This window comes from Litoribacter ruber, from assembly GCF_018449405.1.
GTDB lineage: Bacteria > Bacteroidota > Bacteroidia > Cytophagales > Cyclobacteriaceae > Litoribacter > Litoribacter ruber.
In genome coordinates, this window is the sequence record NZ_JAHCMY010000005.1 from 79,221 (window position 1) to 103,832 (window position 24,612).

At 43.0% G+C, this 24,612-nt stretch carries 19 protein-coding genes; 9 read left to right on the forward strand and 10 right to left on the reverse strand.

Translation table 11 applies throughout. The features are described from left to right. Window positions 1-3: 3 nt before the first annotated feature. From KI659_RS10750 to KI659_RS10760, 3 genes are read left to right on the forward strand one after another with little or no spacing between them, the layout of a single operon-like run. Window positions 4-1,476: a RagB/SusD family nutrient uptake outer membrane protein gene (locus KI659_RS10750; protein ID WP_213945353.1), complete on the forward strand. Its 1,473-nt coding sequence runs from the start codon at window positions 4-6 to the stop codon at window positions 1,474-1,476. A gap of 12 nt (window positions 1,477-1,488) precedes the next feature. Further along, a complete protein-coding gene (locus KI659_RS10755) occupies window positions 1,489-2,961 on the forward strand; it encodes a PKD domain-containing protein (protein WP_213945354.1) in 1,473 nt (490 codons plus the stop codon). Between the two features lie 20 nt (window positions 2,962-2,981). Beyond that, window positions 2,982-4,088, forward strand: coding sequence for a family 16 glycosylhydrolase (locus tag KI659_RS10760; protein WP_246535364.1), 1,107 nt, complete (start codon window positions 2,982-2,984; stop codon window positions 4,086-4,088). A gap of 152 nt (window positions 4,089-4,240) precedes the next feature. Here KI659_RS10760 and KI659_RS10765 read toward each other — a convergent pair whose 3' ends face one another. Further along, window positions 4,241-4,684 (reverse strand): PEGA domain-containing protein, encoded by a 444-nt coding sequence (locus KI659_RS10765; RefSeq protein ID WP_213945356.1) that lies wholly within the window; start codon window positions 4,682-4,684, stop codon window positions 4,241-4,243. A 212-nt stretch (window positions 4,685-4,896) separates the two neighbouring features. Here KI659_RS10765 and KI659_RS10770 point away from each other — a divergent pair, with 212 nt between their 5' ends. From KI659_RS10770 to KI659_RS10795, 6 genes are all read left to right on the forward strand, one after another. Then, window positions 4,897-5,319 (forward strand): hypothetical protein, encoded by a 423-nt coding sequence (locus KI659_RS10770; protein ID WP_213945357.1) that lies wholly within the window; start codon window positions 4,897-4,899, stop codon window positions 5,317-5,319. Window positions 5,320-6,240: 921 nt separating this feature from the next. Further along, complete coding sequence (locus KI659_RS10775; RefSeq protein ID WP_213945358.1) at window positions 6,241-6,708, forward strand: hypothetical protein; 468 nt, start codon at window positions 6,241-6,243, stop codon at window positions 6,706-6,708. Between the two features lie 24 nt (window positions 6,709-6,732). Next, window positions 6,733-9,654, forward strand: coding sequence for a PAS domain S-box protein (locus tag KI659_RS10780; RefSeq protein ID WP_213945359.1), 2,922 nt, complete (start codon window positions 6,733-6,735; stop codon window positions 9,652-9,654). A gap of 338 nt (window positions 9,655-9,992) precedes the next feature. Beyond that, window positions 9,993-10,358 carry a response regulator transcription factor gene (locus KI659_RS10785; protein WP_213945360.1) on the forward strand — a complete coding sequence of 122 codons (366 nt, stop codon included), beginning with the start codon at window positions 9,993-9,995 and terminating at the stop codon, window positions 10,356-10,358. Then, entirely contained in the window at window positions 10,355-11,203 is an 849-nt protein-coding gene (locus KI659_RS10790) for a HEAT repeat domain-containing protein (RefSeq protein WP_213945361.1), read from the forward strand. Before KI659_RS10785 ends, KI659_RS10790 begins: the two co-directional genes overlap by 4 nt. Beyond that, a complete protein-coding gene (locus KI659_RS10795; RefSeq protein WP_246535365.1) occupies window positions 11,203-12,651 on the forward strand; it encodes a glycosyltransferase family 2 protein in 1,449 nt (482 codons plus the stop codon). The genes KI659_RS10790 and KI659_RS10795 overlap by 1 nt, the downstream gene beginning before the upstream one ends. A gap of 45 nt (window positions 12,652-12,696) precedes the next feature. Here KI659_RS10795 and KI659_RS10800 read toward each other — a convergent pair whose 3' ends face one another. From KI659_RS10800 to KI659_RS10840, 9 genes are all read right to left on the reverse strand, one after another. Next, window positions 12,697-13,158, reverse strand: coding sequence for a hypothetical protein (locus tag KI659_RS10800; protein ID WP_213945362.1), 462 nt, complete (start codon window positions 13,156-13,158; stop codon window positions 12,697-12,699). Window positions 13,159-13,368: 210 nt separating this feature from the next. After that, window positions 13,369-15,120 carry an XdhC family protein gene (locus tag KI659_RS10805; RefSeq protein WP_213945363.1) on the reverse strand — a complete coding sequence of 584 codons (1,752 nt, stop codon included), beginning with the start codon at window positions 15,118-15,120 and terminating at the stop codon, window positions 13,369-13,371. A 4-nt stretch (window positions 15,121-15,124) separates the two neighbouring features. Next, entirely contained in the window at window positions 15,125-16,282 is a 1,158-nt protein-coding gene (locus KI659_RS10810; RefSeq protein WP_246535366.1) for a cysteine desulfurase family protein, read from the reverse strand. Between the two features lie 215 nt (window positions 16,283-16,497). Further along, window positions 16,498-16,644: a hypothetical protein gene (locus KI659_RS10815; RefSeq protein ID WP_213945364.1), complete on the reverse strand. Its 147-nt coding sequence runs from the start codon at window positions 16,642-16,644 to the stop codon at window positions 16,498-16,500. An 89-nt stretch (window positions 16,645-16,733) separates the two neighbouring features. Then, the gene (locus tag KI659_RS10820; RefSeq protein WP_213945365.1) at window positions 16,734-17,411 is read right to left on the reverse strand and encodes a response regulator; all 678 of its coding nucleotides are present in this window, start codon (window positions 17,409-17,411) and stop codon (window positions 16,734-16,736) included. Further along, the gene (locus KI659_RS10825) at window positions 17,404-18,486 is read right to left on the reverse strand and encodes an ATP-binding protein (protein WP_246535367.1); all 1,083 of its coding nucleotides are present in this window, start codon (window positions 18,484-18,486) and stop codon (window positions 17,404-17,406) included. Before KI659_RS10825 ends, KI659_RS10820 begins: the two co-directional genes overlap by 8 nt. 107 nt (window positions 18,487-18,593) lie before the next feature. Then, complete coding sequence (locus KI659_RS10830; protein WP_213945366.1) at window positions 18,594-19,283, reverse strand: potassium channel family protein; 690 nt, start codon at window positions 19,281-19,283, stop codon at window positions 18,594-18,596. Window positions 19,284-19,339: 56 nt separating this feature from the next. Further along, window positions 19,340-21,145 carry a TrkH family potassium uptake protein gene (locus KI659_RS10835; protein WP_246535368.1) on the reverse strand — a complete coding sequence of 602 codons (1,806 nt, stop codon included), beginning with the start codon at window positions 21,143-21,145 and terminating at the stop codon, window positions 19,340-19,342. 869 nt (window positions 21,146-22,014) lie between these two features. Continuing rightward, a complete protein-coding gene (locus KI659_RS10840) occupies window positions 22,015-24,444 on the reverse strand; it encodes a response regulator (protein WP_213945367.1) in 2,430 nt (809 codons plus the stop codon). Window positions 24,445-24,612: the final 168 nt, after the last annotated feature.

A 24,612-nucleotide genomic window follows, 5' to 3' on the forward strand; every position in this document is an offset into this window, starting at 1 on the left:
GAGATGAGAAAAATATATTTAACCATAATATTGGCAATGGGGTTGATGGTCACTTCCTGTGATTACCTTTTGGACATAGAGCCGGAATACACCCAGGATGCCGAAAACTTCTTTGATACGCCCGAGGATTACGAAAGGGCTTTGGTAGGGGTTTATGATCTGCTTCAGACCAGCTACCTCCATATTTGGATTGGGGAGATTGCTTCCGACAATTCCATTGCGGGGGGAGAAAGTGTGAACGATTCACGGGGTCTCCACGAAATCGACAACATGACCCATGGGGGCGTAAATACCGAGTTGAGGGACATCATGAGATGGAACTATGCCGGTATTGCCAGGGCCAATTATATCTTTGAGCATAAGGATAAGATCGATTTTGAGGGTAAGGACCAGATTCTAGCCGAAGCCAAATTCCTTAGGGCGTATTATCACTTTGTATTGACTACCTATTTTGGTGATGTGCCATTGGTAGTGGACAGACGACTTTCTCTTAGCGAAGTTTCCGCTAGTGAAAGAACTCCACGCGTGCAGGTGTATGCCCAGATCGAGCAAGACCTGAACGAAGCTATCAACGTGCTTCCTGACCAACAGGCAGAAACGGGTAGAATTACCAAAGGTGCTGCTATTGCGCTTTTGGGTAAGGTACAGTTATATCAGAATAAATTTGGTGATGCTGCCCAGACTTTGGACCGTATCATTAGCCAAAATGCTGCTGGGTATGACCTATTCCCTGATTTCTCCACGCTTTTCTATGTGGTGAATGAAAACAACAGTGAGGATGTATTCACCATTCAGTACTCTGGCCAGCAAGGTGGTGACTACGGTTGTTTTGTGTGCCTTCAGGGTAACCCAGCAGTTGGTTTCCATGGTGTCAGACAGTACAATGGTCCGCTATACGGTGATGGCAATAGCTACAATCTTCCTACCCAGGATCTTTATGATTATTTTGATGGCAATGATCCTAGGAGAGAAGCTACGTTGTTGGATATCGATGCCTTTATCGCTGCCCAGCCTAATTCAGGAGATATTTCCTATGCTGTTGGTGCGGGTGGACACACGGGGTATTACAACAACAAATACATCAAAAGGCTGGACGAGAGAGGCCTCCCAGATGATGATTTGACCAGCCCACTTAATTACAGAGTGATCCGTTATGCGGACGTGTTGCTAATGGCAGCTGAGGCCTTCCAGCAAAGCGGGAATGATGATAGGGCTAGAACTGAGCTGAACAAGGTGAGACAGCGCGTAGGCATGCCGGCTATCAACAGCTCTGGAACCCAATTGTTGCAGGATATCTACAGAGAAAGAAGACTGGAGCTTTCCGGTGAAGGATACAGGTTCTTTGATTTGGTAAGAACCGGAAGAGCGGCGGATGTGATCCAAGGCTTTGTACCGGGCAAGCATGAGCTATTCCCAATCCCTCAGGTAGAAATTGACCTTGCGGGCGGCAACTGGCAGCAAAATCCTAACTATTAATTTTCAGAAAAGATGTTAAAGAAATATTATAAGTACTTATTCCTGCTGCTGCCATTTGCATTTATGGCAGCCTGTGTGGAAGACTATTCCCTTGAGGAGAATCCTCCTACGGAGCAGGACGCAAATTTCACCTTTCAATCCACAGAGGAAAATGAAAACATCATCAGATTCACTGCATCGCAGGAGTTTTTCATGATGAACTGGGACTTTGGCAATGGTGCCCAGTCCTCAGGAAGAACGGTGACGGCAACCTATCCAATGGCGGGTACTTACACAGTCACCCTTACCGTATTCAATAAAGGCGGTAGTGCGACCTACAGCCAAGAAGTAGTAATCGAAAACACTGATCCACTTCTGCTAGACAAGCCGCTTTATAACATGTTAACAGGTGGTGTGGACGCTACAGAAGGTAAGACTTGGGTGATTGATGCAGCTAGGTCTGGACATTTTGGTGTGGGGCCAAACCCATCTTCTGGTGCCGGTGACGTACCAGAGTGGTATCAAGCAGGTCCATTTGAAAAAGAAGGCGGGGGAATGTACGACGATAGATACACTTTCTACCTTGCAGATTTCAGATATGTAATGGAAACCAATGGCAATGTGTATATCAATGCCGCTCAGGCAGGTAACTTCCCAGGTTCATTTGAGTCTGAAGTGGGTGACTTCACTGCACCATACACTGCTCCTGATGGTTTGACTTGGTCGATGGCAGAGCCTGAAGGTTCTTACCCAGAATTGACAATTTCTAACGGTGGTTTCATCGGCTATTTTGCAGGTGGAAGAACTTATCAGATCGTTAGAATCGAAGAGAATGAGCTATTCTTAAGATTTGTAGATCAGGCTAACGATGGCTTGGCTTGGTACATTAGATTAGTGCCTGAAGGGTTTGATAGCGGCACAGAGCCGGAGCCGGAGCCGGACTTGAGCGAAGTGGCTATCACTTTGGGTGATTTGATCGGAAATGGCCAGAAGGCATGGAAACTTAAGGAAAGTGCTGGTGCATTCGGAGTAGGTCCTGTGCTAGGCAGTGATGAGTGGTACCCTGGCGGAAATGATATTTCTGGTGATAGACCATGTTTGTTTAATGACCTTTTCATTTTTGGCGAGGGTGGTTATTACGAGTATGATCCCCAAGGTGACTTTTTTGGAGAAGGCTATATGGGCGTGGACGAAGGATGTCAAAGCGTTGATAATCTTGCCGGTACAATTGGTGAGGCTTGGGGCCCAGGTATCCATGAGTTTGCTTTCCAGCAGGGAACTCCTGATAGCCTTCCAACCATCACGGTGACAGGTACGGGCGCATTTATCGCCTTACCTAAAGCCTTCAATGGTGGAGAGTACGAAACAGGCCCTCCAACTGCAAATAAATCAGTAACTTACACTGTGATTAATTTTGATGAGGCTTCGCAGGAGATGACAATTACGATTGATATCTCCGGTGATGGTGGGGTGTTCTGGACATTTGTGTTGGTTCCAGCTGAGTAAATTAGAGAATGAAAAAACGGATGAAGTTTATATTAATAATGTTTATCCTCCTTACGGGGGCAAATAGCTGTCAGCAGGAACAGTCAGGGGAAGTGGTCACACTTCCCACTGACCTGACGGTTCAAATAGAGGAACTGGGCAATGGAAGAGTGAAAGCAATTTTCTCTGCCAGGGATGTCAACTTCTATAGGATTGATTTTGGTGAAGCCAAGTCCAACATGCAGCGGGTGGAAGGCCAAGAGGCCACCCACAGCTACAGGACTCCCGGAAACTACACCATTACGGTGCAGGCCCATACTACGGAGGATGCTTTCATAAGTGAGGAGACACAAGTTGAAATCACCGAACAGGCACTTGGTCTTGGTATTCCTACCGAAGGATATGAAAGCCCAGAGAGCTATGATGGCTATACCTTGGTTTGGAGAGATGAGTTTGAGGAGGGAATTTCCCCTGATTGGGTGTATGAAATCGGGGATGGCTGTCCCAACCTTTGCGGTTGGGGAAACAATGAACTGCAGTTTTATCGAAGAGAGAATGCGGAGGTTAAAGACGGAATGTTGGTAATCACCGCCAAGGAGGAAAACTTCGGTGGAAAGAATTATACTTCCACAAGGATGAAAACCCAGGGCAAGCAGTCTTTTACCTTTGGCAGGATTGACTTCAGAGCCGTATTGCCCAAAGGCCAGGGTATATGGCCTGCCTTCTGGATGCTTGGCGAAAGCATCACCGAAGTTGGCTGGCCGGCATGTGGTGAGATCGACATCATGGAGATGGTGGGCGGAAATGCCAGCGGCAGGGACAATACCACTCACGGTACCCTTCACTGGTCAAACAACGGTACCTATGCAACATCTGGAGGCAAGTCCAGTCTTTCTGAGGGGATTTTCAATGACGCATTTCACGTATTCTCCATCATTTGGGATGAAGAGAAGATCGTGTGGCTGCTTGATGGCCAGGAATATCATACCATTGATATCACCCCAGCCCATATGGATGAGTTTAGGGATCCACAGTTTATCCTGATCAACTTGGCGATAGGGGGCAACTGGCCCGGCAATCCAGATGATTCAACCATCTTTCCACAGCAATTGGTAGTGGATTATGTGAGGGTGTTTCAAAAAGACTGAAGCATTTAAAATGGCCAAAGGACACAAAATAAGAAAATTAGGACCGGAGACGGAAGACCGGAGAACGAATAAATAAATAACCTATAAAACCTATTAAACCGAAAAGCCCGAGGATGATGTCCTCGGGCTTTTTTAGTTAAGCGATTCTTTAATCAATCAGCTATCACATAAATATCAACTGTATTTTTTTCGCTGTTGATATGGATTTCCTTGGGATTTAGATTGGAAGTTCTTTCATCTCTTTTCAAATCCAGCTCGTAATTTTTACGGTCGTACTTCATCAAGGCCCCACTCGCGGCATCAATACCCCACCCCAGTAAGTTTCCAAGATTAATAATGCTAACCACATTAAATTCTTTATCCAAGCTGAACACCCTTGCTTCATACCCATCAAGTCTATACTCGATATCGGTATCATTAAGGCTTCTCTTTACAGGGACCCGGCAAGGTGTTTTGCAAATTTCAAGTCCATCTTTGTAAACCGTGGCTCCTTCAGGATTAGAGTTGAAATGGATGGTGTCTTTCGTCCCGGTAAAAATGGTTGCGCAGCTAGAAAGCATTGCTGTCACCAAGGTGAGTAGTAATAATCTTTTCATTATTAAGTAATTAGGATATAAAATACCTCAAACCTTTTAAAGTCTTGGGAGGCCATTCTGGACTTAATTCATAACGGCACAAACCTATAATTTATAATTATATCAAACAATACCGCAATTAGGGTATTTTTACTTTTGAAAAAGAGAAGTAAATTATGGCGAAAAGTATTATATTATTTCCTGAAATCATTTTTACATAAAACATTTACATAATGAGCATTACATTGAGAAATGTCATTGGAATTATTGCAGGTATAGTAATCGGCAGTTTGGTCAATATGGGGATAATAATGATCAGTGGATATATAATTCCACCACCTGAGGGTGCGGATGTTACCACTAGGGAGGGTCTTCAAAACTCCATTCACCTTTTTGAGGCCCGCCACTTTTTTATGCCATTCTTGGCTCATGCCCTTGGAACCTTCGTGGGCGCCTTTGTGGCAGCTTATATGGCTGTGAGCCACAAGCAGAAGATGGCCATGTTTGTAGGGGTATTTTTCCTCCTTGGTGGGATTATCAGTGCGGTATTGATCCCAGCGCCCATGTGGTTTATCTTGGCAGACCTGTTTTTGGCCTACCTTCCAATGGCGTACCTGGCCGGCGCGTTGAACCGTACCCAGGTGCCGGTGGTCTAGGTGAAAGCAATTGGTCAATACGGGAGAAATTGGTCACTAAGGGCACAAAGCTTACACGAAGTTGCGCTACTTGTCCCGAGTAGCAAAGTGGATCGGGAAAGGCCTCTTCGCGGAGTATTGGGTATGGCGGGCGGTTAGAAGTTTACTTCCCGATCATCGCTGCGCGGATCGGGAGGTTTAGGGGTTTAGAAACCACGAAGCAACGCTAAAATGACATTGGTCAGTAAGGGCACAAAGTTTACACGAAGTCACTCTACTTGTCCCGAGTAGCAAAGTGGATCGGGAAAGGCCTCTTCGCGGAGTAGTGGGTATGGCGGGCGGTTAGAAGTTTACTTCCCGATCATCGCTGCGCGGATCGGGAGGTTTAGGGGTTTAGAAACCACGAAGCAACGCTAAAATGAAATTGGTCAGTAAGGGCACAAAGTTTACACGAAGTCACACTACTTGTCCCGAGTAGCAAAGTGGATCGGGAAAGGCCTCTTCGCGGAGTATTGGGTATGGCGGGCGGTTCGAAGTTTACTTCCCGATCATCGCTGCGCGGATCGGGAGGTTTAGGGGTTGAGAAACCACGAAGCAACGCTAAAATGACATTGGTCAGTAAGGGCACAAAGTTTACACGAAGTCACACTACTTGTCCCGAGTAGCAAAGTGGATCGGGAAAGGCCTCTTCGCGGCGAAAATATTCTTAGATGATCAAAAGGTATAAAACGAGCTCTGTCCTAGGATACTAGTACCTAGTACTTCGTACTTAGTACCCAGAAAATATATCCCTAATAATTACAGTTTTCTTTCAAATATCACGCTGCTGTCATATTTTCGTAGCAGAAAAAATTTGATTCCCTTGGAACTAGTTTGAAGCTTAAGTGGCTATAATCCCAGATGTTACAAAGATTCAAAACTAACCGATAAAATCCCTTTATAATGAGAAGATTCACATTTGCATTATCCACCCTTTGTATTGCGTTTCTATTTTCATGTTCCCAAAACTCTTCCCAGGAAGCTGACGCTGTTTCAAGTGCGGAAACTGAGGAAGTATTTAAGCACCATGATGCCCAAAATGCTCCCATGGCTGCCAGCCAAGAGACTTTTGAAGCAGAAATGCACGAAGATGGCCTAGAGAAAGAATTGGTTTGTATGGTAAACAACGCCTTTATGGGTAAAAAGCAGTTTCCGGTGGAGTTTGGAGACAAGATGTATTATGGTTGCTGCGAGATGTGTGTAAACACTATACAGAACGACAGGGATGTCAGATATGCCAAAGATCCCCTGACGGGCAAGGAAGTTGACAAATCCCAGGCCTTCATTGCTCCTGAGCCAGGTCATCCGTATGGGGGAGTACTTTATTTTGAATCTAAAGAAAATTACGAGAAATACTCGAAGAAGTCCTAATGGATTTTTTTACTTAACATTTACATGTCTGCTTCCAACCCACCCATTCCGCTCAATGAGCAGGAAAGACTTCAGGCTCTTCGAGAATATGAGATCATGGATACTTCTCCCGAGGAGACCTTTGATAGCATAGCCAAACTTGCCTCTTACATCTGCGAGGTTCCCATCGCTCTGATTTCCTTTATAGACGAAGACAGGCAGTGGTACAAGGCCAAAGTGGGCATGGATGTCCAAGAGATATCCCGTCCCTTGACTTTTTGCCAATATGCCATATTGGACGACAAGCTTACCTATGTGCCCGATGCGGAAGAACATTCTGTGCTAAAGGACAACCCATCTGTGAGGGAAGGAAAAGTGAGATTCTATGCAGGCACCCCGCTGACTACTCCAAGCGGTTTTCACATCGGCACCCTTTGCGTGGTGGACAGTAAGCCCAAAGAGCTGAATGAGGACCAAAAAGCAGCTCTGGAGACGCTAGCCAACCATGTAATGGCCCATCTAGAGCTTAAAAAAAGAAACAAAAAGCTTAAAAATGAGGTGAGTAAGCTGGCCGAAAAAGCCCTTGACGGAATTGCCAAGGAGCTGGATTACTACAAAATGGCCATTGACGAAACCTCCATCGTATCCATCACTGATGAATCCGGGGTCATCACCTATGTCAATGATAAGTTTTGCGCTATTTCCCAATTTCGGCGTGACGAATTGTTGGGTCAGACCCACAAGATCATTGATTCCGGTTTTCATAGTAAGGCTTTTTTTGAAAGCCTGTGGAAAACCCTGCTAGCTGGGAAAGTTTGGAAAAACGAAATCAAAAACAAAGCAAAGGACGGGTCTTACTATTGGGAAGACATGGTGGTGGTGCCCTTTTTAAATCCACACGGCAAGCCATATAAGTTTGTGTCCATCAAGAGGGACATCACCGAAGAAAAACACAGGAAGCAGAGAATTACGAACCTGCTGAAAACCCAAAGCTCCATCATTGATGGGGCCAGCTACAGTATTGTGTTCATGGATACCAGGGGTATCATCCGTAAGATCAATAAATCGGGACTTCAGCTTTTGGGTTATAAAGAAAGTGAGGTGGTCAATGTCAAAACCCCGCTGATTTTTCTTGATGAGCAGGAGTTGGAAAAGGTCAAGAAAGAGCTTGAGAAGGAGTATTCCAAGACTTTTGCCAAAGACCTGGATGTCTTGGTAGATAGTGCCCGCACCAACAATACAGCGGATTCGAGGGAATGGACCTACATCACCAAATCCGGCAAAAGGATCCCGGTGTGGCAGACTATTACCTGCATTTACGATGATGAAGGGCAGGTACAGGGATATTTGAGCGTAGCGGAGGATTACAGTTCCAAAAAGAAAGTGGAAGCCAAGCTGATCGAGGCCAAACAACTTGCCGAGCAGGCTGTAGCCATGAAGGCAAACTTTTTGGCCAATATGAGCCATGAGATCAGGACCCCTATGAACGCCATTATTGGTTTTACCGATCTGATATCGGAGACCAAGTTGGATGATACCCAAACCGAATATGTGGGACATGTGAAGATGGCCGGAGAGAATCTCCTTTTATTGGTCAACGACATCTTGGACCTTTCCAAAATTGAAGCGGGTAAATTGGTGATTGATCCACAGCCCTTTAATATAAAGGCTTCACTCAAGCACAATTATGAGCTTTTGAAAATCAGGGCCCATGAAAAACTGATTGATTTCAACCTTTTACTAGATGCCGAACTACCTGATATGGTGGTCGGGGACAAGGGGAGGCTTAATCAAATCATGATGAATTTGGCCGGCAATGCCATTAAATTTACCACTGATGGCGAGGTGAATATAATGGTTAAGAAAGTAAGGGAGGATGAGGAAAGCATTGAACTGAAGTTTAGCATTAAGGATACCGGAATTGGTATTCCAGAGAGTAAACTGGCCACCATATTTGAGCGTTTTTCCCAAGGAGAGGAGAGCACTTCCCGTAATTTTGGGGGCACGGGCTTGGGGCTGAATATCAGTAAGCAGCTCATTGAACTTCAGGATGGCAAGTTGGAGGTTAAGAGTAGAGTCGGCATAGGATCCGAGTTCTATTTTAGCCTTATATATCAGAAGGTCAATGATATAGATGTTAATATTAATAATAAGGTTGAACTGCCTGAAATTAATAGGAAAGTGTCCATATTACTCTGTGAAGATAATGTAATCAACCAGAGGTTGGTTAGAAATGTGATTGAGGGGTTTGGGTTTGAATTGGATATTGCCCACAATGGCAAAGAGGGAATTGAAATGTTTTCCTCCAAGGTGTATGACTTGGTGTTGATGGATCTGCAGATGCCCTTAATGGATGGCTATCAGGCAACGGTGCATTTGAGAACCGAGGTAAATTCTGATATCCCTATCATCGCAATGACGGCCCATTCGTTCATAAGTGAAAGGCAGCGATGCTTTGATTTGGGTATGAATGCGTATGTAAGTAAGCCCTTCCGGAAGGAGGAATTATATGCCAAGATCTTAGAGGTTTTGGACAGACACGGATTAAAGGAAAAAGTGGAAGAAAGAAAAGTTGAGGAAGCAGAGGCTGCGGTCAGTGTGGGATCCAAGATCAATTTGAGTTATCTGAGAGAGCTTTCAGAAAACAATAAAGAGTTTGAAAAAGAAATCATAGCCATGTTTTGCCAAAAGGTGGAAAACGAGATTGAAGTTTTGGAGAAGGCCATGCATGAGCAAGATTTCAAGGAGGTAAAGGAATTTGCGCATGCCATGAAATCCAGTGCATCCCTGTTTCTTTTGGAAAAATGTGTTTATATTTTGAACCAAACCGAAAAAGAAGCCACTGAACTCTGGAAAAATGGGGGCACTGAGCTCTCAAAGGAAGTCTTTGAGGGGATAAATGAGTTGAAGCAGCTACTGGGAGAGGCTACGGAGGAGTTAAACGACCTACTTGAAAAGGAATATTGAGGGTTAGTTAGCCACAAAGGCCCGAAGGCGGAAAGAAAAAGTAAGGGAATTGAGATTGGCCACAAAGGACCGAAGGCGGAAAGAAAAAGTAAAGAAATTGAGATTAGCCACAAAGGCACGGAGGCGCAAAGAAAAAGTAAGGAAATTGAGATTGGCCACAATGGCGCGGAGGCGCTAAGAAAATATATATTAAATCACCCCGTCCCCAATGAGTCTAGCGAATTGGTAGGCGGCCGAAGAACGAAGGCATTAAATAACCGGAATGTTTATAATTGGCTTCTAATGACCAAAACACTAATTTTACATAGTACCTAGTATACCAAAACCACCCCAATTAAATGAGACTAATTCTAGCTGAAGACAACGATTTATTGAGAAAATCTCTTTCTTTTTTTCTTACATCCAAGGGATTTGAAGTGGATCAGTTTGAAAACGGCAAAGAGGCGCTGGAGGCTATTAAGGTAAAGGAATACGATATTATCCTCACGGATATTAACATGCCCGGCATCAGTGGAATGGAAATGACACAGCATGTGAGAACCGAATTGAATCTTGATACCCCAATCATTATTTTTACATCATCTAACGTAGAGCAGACCGAACTGGACTCCTTTGATATTGGGGCCAATGAATTTATCCCAAAGCCTGTGAGCCCTGCAGTATTGCTGGTAAGGATGAAGAAACTGCTTAAACAGCTTAATTGATTAATTGGATACTGTTGATGGAAAGACTTTGGGGTTTTTATACGGATAAGACTTGGGTAGAGCCTTTTTTGGTTTTTGCCATTGCCTTTTTTGCAATGGGCACAATTATGATGTTTATGGCACTTGTCTTCATCCGATATAGGCGTATAAGAAGGCAGGAGCTGGTGAAAGAATATCAGGCCACCGTTGAGGAAATCCTCATGGGGGTGATGTTTACCGACAGCATATTTGCCACCATAGTCAATGACGAAAAAATGGCCAAGCTTTTCAAGAGCCCACTTTTCCGGCAGACGCTTATGGATGGAACCCTCAACCTGCACCGCAATTACGAAGGCCAGTATGCCGAAAATCTGGAGAAATTCTACGCCGAATCCCACCTGATCCGAGATTCCTTCAAGAAGATTAAAAGCCTTAATTGGGCCAAAAAGTGTTTGGGAATAGAAGAACTTGCTGAAATGCAGGTAACCCAAGCCTTTGATACCTTTGTTGAGCTTTCCAAATCCAGCGTAAGGCCACTTAAAATAGCTGCTATTCGCGGCTGTATCAAATTAAACGGTACACAGGGACTTGTGCATTTGGTCAAACATAAAGATCCCATTGATACCTGGACGCAGCTTTCCATCATTCATGCCTTGAAAAAAGGCGATATTGAAACCACGAAGGGGATAGAAAAACTATTGACCTCTTCAAATAAGTCAGTCGTTAGTCTGGGTTTGAAGGTAATCCAAGCCCTGAAACTCTCCGATAATTTCCCGGCTGTGATCCAATTGCACAGCAAAACCCAAAGTGACCTAATTAAAAGTGAGGCAAGCAGGGTGATGGCCAAACTTGAAAACTTTAACTGATGCTGGAAGCGATAAATTTTGGATCCCAACTGAGCATGGCAGTAGAAATCTATCTAGTTTTGATTCTGCTTTATGCGGTTACCATCATGGGCTCCTACTTGGTGTTGGGGTATCTGTCGGTGAAAGAACTGAAAGATTACCTTACGCGAAACAGTTTTGTAAATTATGAAGTATTGCTTTCGAGCGAGTTTTCACCCAAACTTTCCCTAATTGCCCCGGCCTACAATGAGGGTTTGACTATAAAAGAAAATGTCAAATCCCTGCTTTCCCTCAACTATAACAACTATGAGGTGATCGTGGTCAATGATGGGAGCAAGGACAATTCCATGGAAATCCTGATCAAAACCTATGATTTGGAAGTAGTTGAAATGGATCTTGATATTAAGTTGATAACCAAGCGGATAAGAAATATATACAGATCCAAAAACCAGGCATATAAAAAGCTCCTGGTGGTGGACAAGGATAATGGTGGTAAGGCCGATGCCTTAAATGTAGGCCTTAATATTGCCCGCAATCCCTATGCAGTATGCATTGATGTGGACTGTATTTTGGACAAGGATTCCTTGCTCAAATTGGCCAAGCCTTTTATGGAGAATGACGGCAAGCGGGTGATAGCTACTGGGGGAGTGGTGAGGATAGCCAATCAATGCGTGATCAAAGATGGTCGCCTGATTGAGGTGAACGTACCTGACCGCATGCTGCCCAGAATCCAGGTTCTGGAATATTTGCGTGCATTTTTGTTAGGGAGAATGGCTTGGGAAAGGCTTGATGGGCTATTGCTGATCAGTGGGGCATTTGGTGCTTTTGACAAAGAAATTGCCATCCAGGCCGGCGGATATGACACCAAGACGGTGGGGGAGGATATGGAGCTGGTGGTTAGAATGAGGAGATATATGTTGGAAAACAAATTGCCTTATACAGTATCCTATATACCAGATCCCCTCTGCTGGACTGAAGCCCCAGAGAATGCCACCATCTTTAAAAAGCAACGTAGCCGCTGGATGCGCGGGACTATTGAGACTCTTTTTATCCATAAGAAGATGTTCATGAACCCCAAATACAAATTACTGGGCATGGTTTCCGTGCCTTATTGGACATTTTTTGAGTTTTTGGCCCCGCTCATCGAATTTGTTGGAATACTTATTACCTTAGTATTTTTAGCTTTTGGTCTTTTAAACTGGAAGCTGTTTCTTCTACTCATTTTATTTGTGTATGTTTTTGCAGTGATGTTTTCAGTACTGGGATTGCTGAGTGAAGAGTTGACCTACCATAAGTATCCCAAAATCAAAGACTTCCTTAAGCTTTTGGGCGCTGCCTTGATAGAGCCAATATACTTCCATCCTCTAGGCGTTTATTCGGCTTTAGTGGGTTATTGGGAAAAGCTGATGGGCAAAAAGACCTGGGGAGAAATGACCAGGCAGGGTTTTCAGAAGAAACCAGGGAGTTGACGAAGTTCGGCGAACCAAGTGCGGAATACGAAGGACGAACCAATATTATTTAAACAACAAGGCTTCGTAAACATCCTCAAAGGTATCATAATCACCTTTCAACATGCTGTTGTCCAATACTACCGCATAATTGTTGGCATAAGAGTATTGAAGGAAGGATTGGGCTTTTGGGCTTTCTTCGGCAAGGTTGATGTCGAGGCGTTTGATTTGAAAGCAGCCTGTTTCATCGAATTTCACGTAGTAAAAAACAGCATTGTAATCCAAAAGAGAATACAAAGGTCCGGCATCGGGAGTTACGGCATTGTAGGTATGGTTTAAAACGAGCAGATTAAAGCAGGCCTTCGTAAAAGCTTTATTTGGATGGGAATCTATAGCCTCAAGAAAATTCACCTCACAGCTCTTGCTGAAGTTTAGAAAGTCTTGCTTACCGGAAAACCCCGCGTCTTTATAGCGATCCCTGGGTTCATCTTTTCGGTTGCTATATCTATAGTATCTATTTAGACTCAAAAGGCAGAATTCAGTGTTTTAAATACCAATCTGCAAATATGGCTTAAATAAAATTCAATTTTATCATGCTTAAGTTATTTTTTAAGTATAGAAATGATGAACAGCTCAAAAAGTGTGATGAATGGTTAATTTAAAAACATTAATTACTCAAATAAACCCGTCCATGGTTGTTTTTAGGCCGTTCATTTTCTAATGACCTTATAGAAGGCTTTAAAGTTTATTATTGTCGGCAATCTTTTCGATAGCGACTGTCGTATCCACATCGTAGGCAGCAAGGGGAAAAGGCACACTCACCACCTGATTACCAAGTTCTGTAATGAGATTCTTGGCACCGGTATCCCCGCGGAGTTCCAATAGTTTTGGAAATAGTGAGCGATGAAAAAGGGCTGGAACCCCTTTTCTGCCTTCATATAGACTGGCCACTACTTTTTTGCCGGTTTTTTGCTGAGTGTCTATCAGCGTTTGTAAATGGCTGCTTTCTACATAGGGCTGATCGCAGAGCATAATTATAAGGTATTCCAGATAAGGGTAATGCTTTAGTATATGGTTGATTCCAGTTCGGATGGAACTTGCCATGCCTTCTTGAAAATCTGGGTTTTCCACCATTTCTGTTTCGGTTATGGTGGCTAGGTTCCTTTGTTCGTCTCCCGCTGATATTACTGTCAGGGTTGCGGCGGTTTTTAGAGCCGCGGCTTGGGTGATGGCGTGCTGCAGCAGTGTAGACCCCTTGAAGGGTACGGCCTGTTTTGGGAAACCCAGTCTTTTGGATTGACCGGCTGCCAACACTATAATACCATAACACTTCTTGGATGGTACCAATCCCATTTTTCTATGATGAATATGGCCATTAAGATTTCTCAATGAGCTTCCAGTATTTCCGGTAAAGATACCTTGTATCTCCGCAATGATGGAAAGGGCAATTTCCTCAGAGGTTTCCGCCCCAATCTGCAGACCGGTGGGCGCAAACAAATTTTGCGGTATTCCTGTGTCCTCGGGAATAGCAACTCCTTCCTCGCCCAATTCCTGAAGTATCCTGTCCCTTTTTTTGGTGGGCCCCAAGAGGCCTATATATTTAACTGGACTATGGAGAATCGTCTTTAGTATAGCTTTGTCATAATCGTAGTTGTGGGACATGAGCACAAAGGCAGTCCGCTCGTCAATATTTACCTTCCCAATGGCATCTTTTGGCTCTGTGAGCAGCAACTGACAGGTAGGGAATCTGTTTTCATTGGCATACATGGGGCGGCCATCCACTATGGTGATTTCCCAGCCCAGGGTTTTGGCTATTTCAACTAAGGGAAAGACGTCATTGCCAGCTCCCGCGATCACCAAGGCAGGTGATGGCTCCAGATATTCCATAAAAGCGTGAAATGATGCAGCATTATTGGCTACATCCGGAAATCTGATAAATCCCGAATGATGCTGTTTCCAAGTATTTTGAATATCTGCTTCTATAAATGAAAAGCCGAAAGGTAGATGATCTTGATCTGAAGTTACCCCATTTGGAGTAAAAAGAAGTTTGGTGCCCTGCAGGACATGCTTCTTGTCATCAGGTGAAAAATAGGTCACTAGTATTGCCTTTTGCCTTTTGGAAATGGCTTTTTCCAAAAGCTTTATGGGGTTATGATCATTCTTTTGCTGAATGGGTTCCAGTAGTACGCGGATGATGCCATTGCAACCCAGGTTGACAGAGATGATGTTGCTCCCTTCATCCGAGGTATCGTAGGTGACCAGCAACGGCTTGTTGGTGGCCATCACCATAAGGGCTTTGCGTAGGATATCGCCTTCCAGGCACCCCCCGCTGATCGCACCGGTAAGCATGCCGTCATCCCTCACCAACATCCTGGCTCCGGGTGCTCTGTAGGATGAGCCTTCTATATGAACCACAGTAGCCAAAACGGCCTTTTTCCCGTCAGACAGAGCTTGGTGATAGGCTTGGATAATTTGTTTGATTTCCTTCATGAGATCAATGTGTAGGTGAAAAAGAAAGAATCCCAGCCGTCAATTTTTCAATGACCAGTTCCATTTCAACTTCCTTAGTAAACCTGCCCAAACTGATCCTAATCGAACCAAAGGCTTCCGCGTCGCCCAAACCCATGGCTTTCAACACATGGGATGGTCTTTGCACATTGCTGGTACAGGCGCTTCCCCTGCTCAAGGCCAAATGCTGGGAAAGAGACAAGAGGAGGTTTTCGGCATTGATTTGGGGAAATCGGATGTTGCTTACATGGGACAGGCGGTTGGCAGAGCCGTTTACTTTAGTTTCAGGTATGGCATCCATCAGAGCCACTTCCAGCTTATCTCTCCAATTTACAAGGTTTATATGCTCCATGGTCATTTCTTGGGCACATACCCTAGCAGCCTGTCCAAACCCCACTATCCCTGGAACGTTTAAAGTACCACTTCTTAAACCATGTTCATGGCTACCTCCATTCAAAAGGGGTGATATCTTTGAGAGATGGGACTTTTTATTTAAATATAAGGCTCCAATCCCTTTAGGACCATACATTTTATGGGCAGAAAAAGCCATCAAAGTAATGCCTGCCTCTTGTGCATTCACAGGAATTTTACCCACTGCTTGCGTTGCATCACAAAAGAAGGCCACATGGTGTTTTTGAGCCAAATGGCCAATTTTTTCAATGGGATGAATCACCCCGGTCTCATTGTTGGCCCACATCAGGGAAATGCAGAGGGTTTCAGGTCGAATCGATCCCTCAAGCTCCTCCAAAGAAATGTTTCCTTCTTTATCCACACCAAGATAGGAGACGGCAAGCCCTTTTTTTTCAAGATATGCACAGGTATCAAGCACCGCATTGTGTTCTGTATGGCAGGTGATGATGTGGTTTTTGCCAATTGGGGCCGCAACGGCCAAACCTTTAAGGGCCATGTTGATAGCCTCGGTAGCTCCTGAGGTAAAAATGATCTCTTCCGAATGGGCGCCTACCAAGGCTGCCACCTGCTCCCTTGCCTCATCTACTGCGTCCTTGGCCTTCCAGCCATACAGATGGTCCCTGCTAGCCGGATTGCCAAATTCACCGCTGAAATAGGGAAGCATAGCTTCCACCACTCTTGGGTCGCATGGGGTAGTAGAGTTGTAGTCGAGGTAGATGGGTTTGCTAATCATAGGGTCAATCCGCTTATCTATCAAATATTGCCAATTTCCGTTAAAGGAGCAAGATTGAAAAGGAGATTCGATTTGGATTGAAGTATTAAAGTTTACCATAAAAAGGGTAAAGGAAGATGATTTTATACTTCTACCCAAAAGCATTTAGCATTAAAACTTTTGAATACCGCAGGTTCCGGGGGGCGAAAAAGAGGAGACTTGGCTTAACCGGGCTTCTAGATGAAGTGATGAAAGTAGATCCATAGAATCATGGCCAGCATGATGATCAAGGGTAGGATCAGGTGGCGGATATCGCGGTACCAGTCCTTAAGGGAACGATAGGGCCGTTTGTTGTCTTCGTCATAGAAAAAATCCCATTTCATGGAAAGGTGTTTTGGTACTTTACAAAGTAAAGTGGTAGGGAATAACCAAAACATCAATTTTGCCTCTTCAGACATAAAGATTTTATAAACTATTGGAACCGATACCCCACCCCGCTTTCAGTAATGATGTGTTGGGGGTGATTGGGGCTTTCTTCAATTTTTTTGCGCAGGGTGCCCACAAATACCCTCAAATATTGGGTTTCTGTCTGAAAACCTGTCCCCCAGATCTCTTTTAAGATAAACTGATGGGTGAGTACCTTATCTTCATTTTTGGCAAACAGGGCCAAAAGGTTATATTCCGTTGAGGTAAGCTTGAGGATTTCGCCGTTCTTGCGTACCAGTCTGGCGGTAAGGTCAATTTCCAGATCTCCGGAGGTAATTATGCTCACATTATTAACGTTTTGGCTTCTCCTGAGGGCAGACCGGATCCTTGCCAAGAGTTCTCCGGTTCGGAAAGGTTTGGTCAGGTAATCCGTGGCACCACTGTCCAAAGCGGATACGATATCCGCCTCATAATCTTGAACGGATAGCATGATTATGGGCTTATTGTACCACTCTTTAAGTTCAACAAGTAGCTCATGCCCGCTTTTGTCAGGAAGTCCTATATCCAAGAGGATAAGGTCGGGCGGATGACTGGCTGCCATGATAAGCCCCTCTTTGGCTGTAGCAGCCTGGAGCACTTTATAGTCATTGCTTTCCAGATTAATCTGCAGAAGCTTTCTGATCTGAGGTTCATCGTCGATAATTAATATTTCGGCTTTATTCATTCTCAATATCGCTTATGGATGAGGCTTGGGCTGGGATATCTATGGTGAATTTTGCTCCGCCAGTCGGCAGGTTTTCCAAATGGATGCTTCCATTCAAGGCTTCCGCAAACCCCTTGGCTATGGACAGTCCCAGTCCAGTGCCGCCTGTGGTGGAATTGGGCAGGCGATAAAACTTGCGGAAAACCGACTGAATCTCCTGCTCAGGAAATCCCTTACCATTGTCGGAAAGCACCAATCTGAATACCCCGTTTTGGTGTTGGGCACGAATTTCTATAATAGTGCCTGGAGCAGTGTGCTGAATTGCATTAAGTAGGATGTTATGGATTATCTGCTCTGTCAGTCCCCTGTCAATTTTGATCAAAGGTAGATTTTCAAAGGGCTCAAAGCAGATTTGGTGGTCCCTGGCATCTTCCTTATGGTCCTTGATGACAGAAAATATTAATTCATTGATGTCGCACCAGTCCATTTTGGGCTTTAATACCCCCGCCTCCAGCCTGCTCATGCTCAAGAGGTTTTCGACCTGTCTGTTGAGCCTAAAACCCGCGATTTCAATTTCAGTATAGAGTTCCGACTTATTGAATTCCGAGAGTTTGGAGGCGTTCTCCTTTATGGTATCTATAGCGCCTATAATGGTAGAAATAGGGGTTTTTAACTCGTGTGATAGAGAATTGAGCATGGTGTTATATAGCTTCAGGGATTTTTCCCTCTCCTCCTTTTCCCTGGCCTTTTTTTCCACATCCCGGATTTTGAAGGTCAGCACTGCATTGATCAGTGCTATTACAAAATACATGAAAAAAATCAGGGCATCTTCGGTAGTGCCGATATGAAACGTGAAGGTAGGAGGGATAAAAAAGAAATTCCAGCTCAACGCGCTTAGAAAAGCGGTAACCAAAACCGGTAGGATATCAAAAAGCATGGCTAAAACAGAGACAACCAGCAAGAGTATAAGGGCCACTACTTGGTAGCCGATTACATCCACGGAATAATAGCAGGCAATACAGGTGGCAGCGATCAATGAGAGGCTGATCGAGTATTGGAAGAATTTGCTATTTGATTGGGTTTTGAAAAATTCCAAGTTTAGGTAATAAAATTTGAAGTAATTAAATTAAATCCATTAACTTAATTTAAGCCAACAATGGCAGGGAATAATGCTCGGAGAGGTTGTTTACACTAATATTGCGCTTAATTTTCCAGACTAAGAATCCTGTTGATATCGCGAATGTTTCCGAAAAGCAACAAAATATCGCCTTTTTCAATTTTTGTATTTCCGGCCACCACCCCGCTCACTTTCCTTTTTTTGGACATGATACCGAAAATGTTTGGTTTTTCCTCCATTTTGATAATGGTCAGAATATTAATATTAAAATCTTCCCGGATGTTGGTTTCAGATATAGTCATTCCAGTATATCTTTCAGGGGCTTTTACTTCTATGATATTGTAATCATCCGAGACGTCCAGAGAATCCAAAACACCTTTCATTTGTAGTCTTTTAGCCAAGCGCTCAGCAGTTTCTTCCTCTGGGTGGATAATTTCGTCTACCCCGATTGCTTTAATGACCGTTTCATGCAACAAGCTTATGGCCCTACTAATGAGACGTTTTACATTGAGCTGTTTAAAGATGGCTGTGGCCATAATAGAAGCCCCGAAATCCTCCCCAATGGCAATTATTACTACATCCGTGTCTTTGATGGGAAGGTTTTTGGAAGCCTGCAAGTCGGTGGCGTCCATGGTAATGGCGTGGGTGATTTTATCTTTTACCAAGTCAACTTTTGCGCTGTCTGAATCAATTCCGATTACCTCATGGCCCAAGTCCGTCAGTCTGATGGCCAAATAGCCGCCAAAGTTTCCCATTCCCACAATGATATATTTCATGTTTTTTTTTGTTTGATGATGTTGAGTTATGTTTATTCTGACCGAAGACCGAGGAATTACGTTATATAAACGCTTTCCTCAGGGTATTTGTATCTTTGGGTTATGGGTTTGGTGACCAATGTCATCATAAATGTCAATGTGCCCACCCGGCCCAAGAGCATGATTACACTGATCACCAACTTACTTGAAATGGAAAGTTCAGCAGTGATACCCAGGCTTAGGCCAACAGTTGAAAAGGCGGAGAACACCTCAAAGGCAACATCAATCAGGGCAAGTTGTGGGTTAAACAGGGTCACCAAAAACACTCCTGTACCAATTACCAAAAAGGATAGAAGGATAACTGCAAAAGCTTTTCTCACAGTGACATTGGTCAACACGCGGTTGTAGACTTCCACTCTTCTTTTGCCCTTGGCTATACTAAAGGCATTCAGCACGGCTACGGCAAACGTGCTAGTCTTCAGCCCTCCTCCTGTAGACCCAGGGGAGGCCCCAATCCACATGAGGATCAGGTAAATCAGGACGGTGGGTAATGCCAGGGCACTCATATCTACGGTATTGAAACCGGCTGTTCGTGGTGTGACCGACCCGAAAAAGGCAGTCACTATTTTCCCATATGTGCTAAGCCCAAACAAGGTGGAATCTTTTTCCGATATCAGAAAACTGATAAAACCTACAATCAACAATATGATGGTAGTGTTTACGATGATTTTTGTATTGATATTAACCACTCTTGGAGCGTGCCTATAGGGCTCTTCACCGGTGATCATTTTTTTGGTGCCGATGACTACATGCCTTAAGTAATTATAGTAGCTGAGTACCACCGGAAAACCTATGCCACCCAGAATGATGGTAAATGCAATGACAAGGTGCATGTTATAGGCAGTCCTGAAGCCAGTTTCATAAAGTCCATCGCTTAGGGTGGAGAATCCAGCGTTGCAAAAAGCGGAGATGGCATGGAAGATTGAAAAGAAGATCCGGTCTGCATTTGAGTCAAATAGGGTAGGGTCAGTGAAATGAAATATCAGAACTCCGGCTATGGATTCAACAATTAGGGTAAAAAAGATGATTTTAATTAAGGTAAAATAGATGGCACCGATTTTCTCCTCGTTGATATAGTCTTGAATAAATAGCTGGTTTTGTAGCGAATAACTTCCTTTAAAGAAAAAACCAAAGAAGCTGGCAAAGGTCATCATTCCAAGGCCACCTATTTGGAAAAGAATCATAATAATGATTTGACCAATCAAGGTAAAATCCGATGAAGTGTCCAGCACAATTAAACCTGTGACACAAACGGCACTAGTGGCTGTAAATAACGCATCAACTACTGAAATTCCATTGTATGTGGCATTTGGTAAAGACAGCAGCCCGGTACCGATTAGGATAGCAATGACAAAACTTAAGATGAAAACCTGTGGCGGATTTACTCTTAGTTTGCTTACAGATAGACTCCATTTGCTTACTTCAACCAGAAATATTAGGCTGACGAGTAAATTGATAAAGAAATGCTTCAGTTCGATGTTGACAATCGTCCTTTGAATACCAAGATCCCAGATCTGTAAGCGTAGTCCTGCTCCAATTATCAACAGGGTTATAACTATGGCCTTCATCAAAATCCTGGTTGTGGTCAGTTTGGAATATCTGATCAAAAGGTGAAAAGCAAAACCCAGGGCCAAGGCAATAATTGAAACGGAATAAGCTAATTGTGCTATGGGGAGTAATTCTGGTCGAAGGTCAAAACCGAAATTAAGAATAAGAAAGAGGAAGGTCAAAAAACTTAACAGTCTCAACAGTAATTTATTAATCCGTTCGAGATTTTGCGTCTTAAGCATGGCCTGATCGGATTTTCCAAATAAATACCACATACGCTTTATATTAAATTGTTTCTTTCCGTTTAGCTGCCTGGTTATATGCTGGGTAATCAAAACAAGGCACAAATTTCGGCGGAATAATATATAGATTAAATTAAAGACTTTGAGGATATATAAAGATTTTATAAAGATGCTCCATAAATTTTCTTGTCTGGGACAGGGGACTTTTTGATTTGGAGACTCCTACTTCAGCGCAACAGGAAAAAGTACAACGAATTCTTGGATTTTAGCCAAACACTAACGCACCTATGGGACACCTATGGGACATCCCTTAGACACCTATAGATTGTATATGGGATATTGTTGTCGAACTCTTGGTAGAGAGGTGGGAGTCGGAGATTCCTTGCTCATGGTGCGCAAGTCGGAGACTTGGCTCAACGGCGACTTGGCCCAACGGTTTTTGGACATTCCGTATTTTCCGCATTTTCCTAATTATACCTAAGAATCCGTATATTCCGGGTGCATTTGGGAGGAAGATTAAAGTGTTGTTAATTAGGGGGTGGGTATACTTGATAGTGGGTTAAACACGCGTTGAACACGGGTTAAACACGCATTAGGGAAGTACTCTACTTCAGGTTGTTAGTTAGCCACAAAGGCTCAAAGGCGCGAAGAAAGGATCCTCAAAAGCGCAGAGGCGCGTGAAAAAATGAAAAGGGCTTATGGAAAATTATGAGACTCGGCGAAAGTGTGTAGGCTATTTCGAGAAGAACAGAAAAAGGAGGGGGCAAGTTTTCAAACCTGTGCCTGGAAACCTTAAAATTGGATTGATTGGAATAGTTGTTTAACAAAGGATTGGTTAGCGACAAACCTGCCTTCGGTATGTAGGGTTGCGAAGGACAATTTCTATAGAGACATTTCTTAATTCAGCTCTGCATTTGGTTTAGAGCTGTTTCTAGTTCATTTCTTGCTAATTCTGCTGTAATTTTTAATTCCTGGTATTGGGCGTTGAGTAAACGTTGATGTTTATTATTTTTGGCCATATCTTCCATTTCAGTCAATAATGAGTATAGAGAATGCAACCCGACTGTATGTAAGGAAGACCTAATTTTATGTATTATAATTGCCACTTTAGCATTATCCTGTATCATGATTGCATGTTCTAGATCAATTAGCATTTGATCCTGATGAATTAAATAATCTTTAACTATTCCCCTTATTATTTCTGGGTCGCCATTAAAAATTTGCATTAAAAATTCTAGCCCCCTCAGTTTTGTAGGGTCAGGGAATGAGGGGGGGATTTTTGAGCTTTTACGACCACACCATTTGATGATTTTCTCTTGAAATGAGGATTTTGTGAATGGGCGAGACAAATAATCATTCATGCCAGATTCAAAACATTGTTCTATATCTTCCTTATAGACGTTGGCACTTAATCCAACAATAGGAATAGTTTGCCCATACAGTTCCCTTATTTTTTTGGTGGTTTCTAATCCATCCAATACTGGCATTTGCACATCCATGAGGATTAAATCAAAATCAAAGCTATTCAATTTGGCAAGAGCTTCTTTTCCGTTTTTGGCCTGGTAGGCTTTACAGCCTATATCGGCAAGCATAGCAACACTTAATTTTTGGTTGATAATATTGTCATCGACAACTAACACATTGACTTTTTCTTTATAATTGACCTTGATATTATTTGTTCTAAAACTATGGCAATTTGATGGAGGTAGGCATTGAATTGGAAGACTAATGTAAAAACTACTTCCTGGGTTGGATCTACTGCCTAATATTCCTGGACTTTTCAACTCTATTTTGCCATTCATGAATTTCACCAACTGCTTAACAATAGCTAGTCCCAAGCCAACCCCACCTGCTTTTTTATCTAAAGCAGGATCGACTTGGGTATAGTTCTCGAAGATTGAGGATTGGTGCTTTTTAGGTATCCCAATACCTGTATCCGATACTTCAATGAGCAAAATAATAAAACCATCTGTAGCACCGGTTTCAGTTGTGATTGAAATTTGTATTTTACCGCTTGAAGTAAATTTTAGACTGTTAGAGACCAAATTAATTAGAATTTGGCTGATTTTTGAATGGTCTCCCACTAATGTGGTAGGGATGTTATTTCCGATTTTTAGAGAAAAGTCTAATCCCTTGGCCTCAGTTTGAATTTTGTAGGGATGGAGAGTAGAGGTTATGTTTTTTCTAATAAGGAAAGCTTCTTGGTGCAATTCAAGTTTACCTTCCTCAATTTTAGCTAAATCAAGTATGTTCCCCAATAGGGAAAGGAGATTTTTACCCGATGAAATTATCAAATCCAGATATTCCTCGGCTTGGGCAGGAAGGGTGTAGTTTTTTAATAATTGGGCAAATCCTAAAATTGTGGAAATAGGGGTTCGAATTTCATGACTTTGTGTAGCAAGGAATGTCGATTTTGCCAAATTAGCATTTTCTGCCCAATCCTTTGCTTGCCTTAATTTCTGTTCAAAATTAGCCTGTTCGGTTTTGTCTATTGCAAATCCTACAACCCCTCCTGGCCTAAATTCATCTGGAAAGGTGTGGGTTTCAAATACCCAATTGTTTTCATCTTCAGTTCTATTTAGGGTAAATTTAGATGGCTGTCTTTTTTTTATTTCTTTTAATGGTTTTTTGAGCTCGGGGAAGATTTCCCAAGCTTTTTGACCAATTATCTCGTATGGGTTAATTGATAGTGCTTTAAGGCCTGCACCAGTTAATTCAACAAATTGTCCAACAGGAGAAATTCTGAAAATGATTACGGGTAAAGTATCTATAATAGTGCTGAGTAATTGCCCCCTTTGTTCAATTTGGTTTGTTTCAGAATTTTCATTTGGTGTTTTAGTGTCATTTTGTTTTATGTGTCCAGCTACCAAGACATTGTGATTATTCCAATTAGAAGGGGAAGTTTCTCTCAGGTGAAAGGATTTTTGCGTAAGATTGAGCAGCGTCTGTCCAAAACTTTGAACAGACTTTGCATCTTTCAATACCTTTGACTTATTCTTTGGCGCAAATGAAAAGAAGAATGCAATACAATAATTTAGAGTTAGAGGAACTATTAAGATTTGATTAATAGATTGGAAAATTCCAGTTTTTTCATGTTTATTGACTCTATATAACCTGATGCCGGTAATTTGGTGTCTGGGCATCTGAATCGCTACTTCAGTTTCCGACCCGATCTCAAATACCAATCCCTGTTGGGCTTTCAGAATTCGACATGCTTCTTCCACAAAATTTTCCCAGATAAAATTTGGAAGTTTGTCTTTATTGTGTTCTGAAGTAGGACCCAAAATTTGGGAATAAAAGTTAATCAACCTTGAAAAGTGTGCAATGGACATGGCAAATTATTAATTTGTTTGAAAAAGCTGATTAATTGCGCACGTTATTTTGGGGTATAGTTCATTAACCTTTTAACTAGGGGATTGTTTTCCCCCTTTCACCTAGTTTGGTAATTATATTTTCTAGATCCCTTTTGATTTGACTGCAAAATTTGTAAATTCAACTCC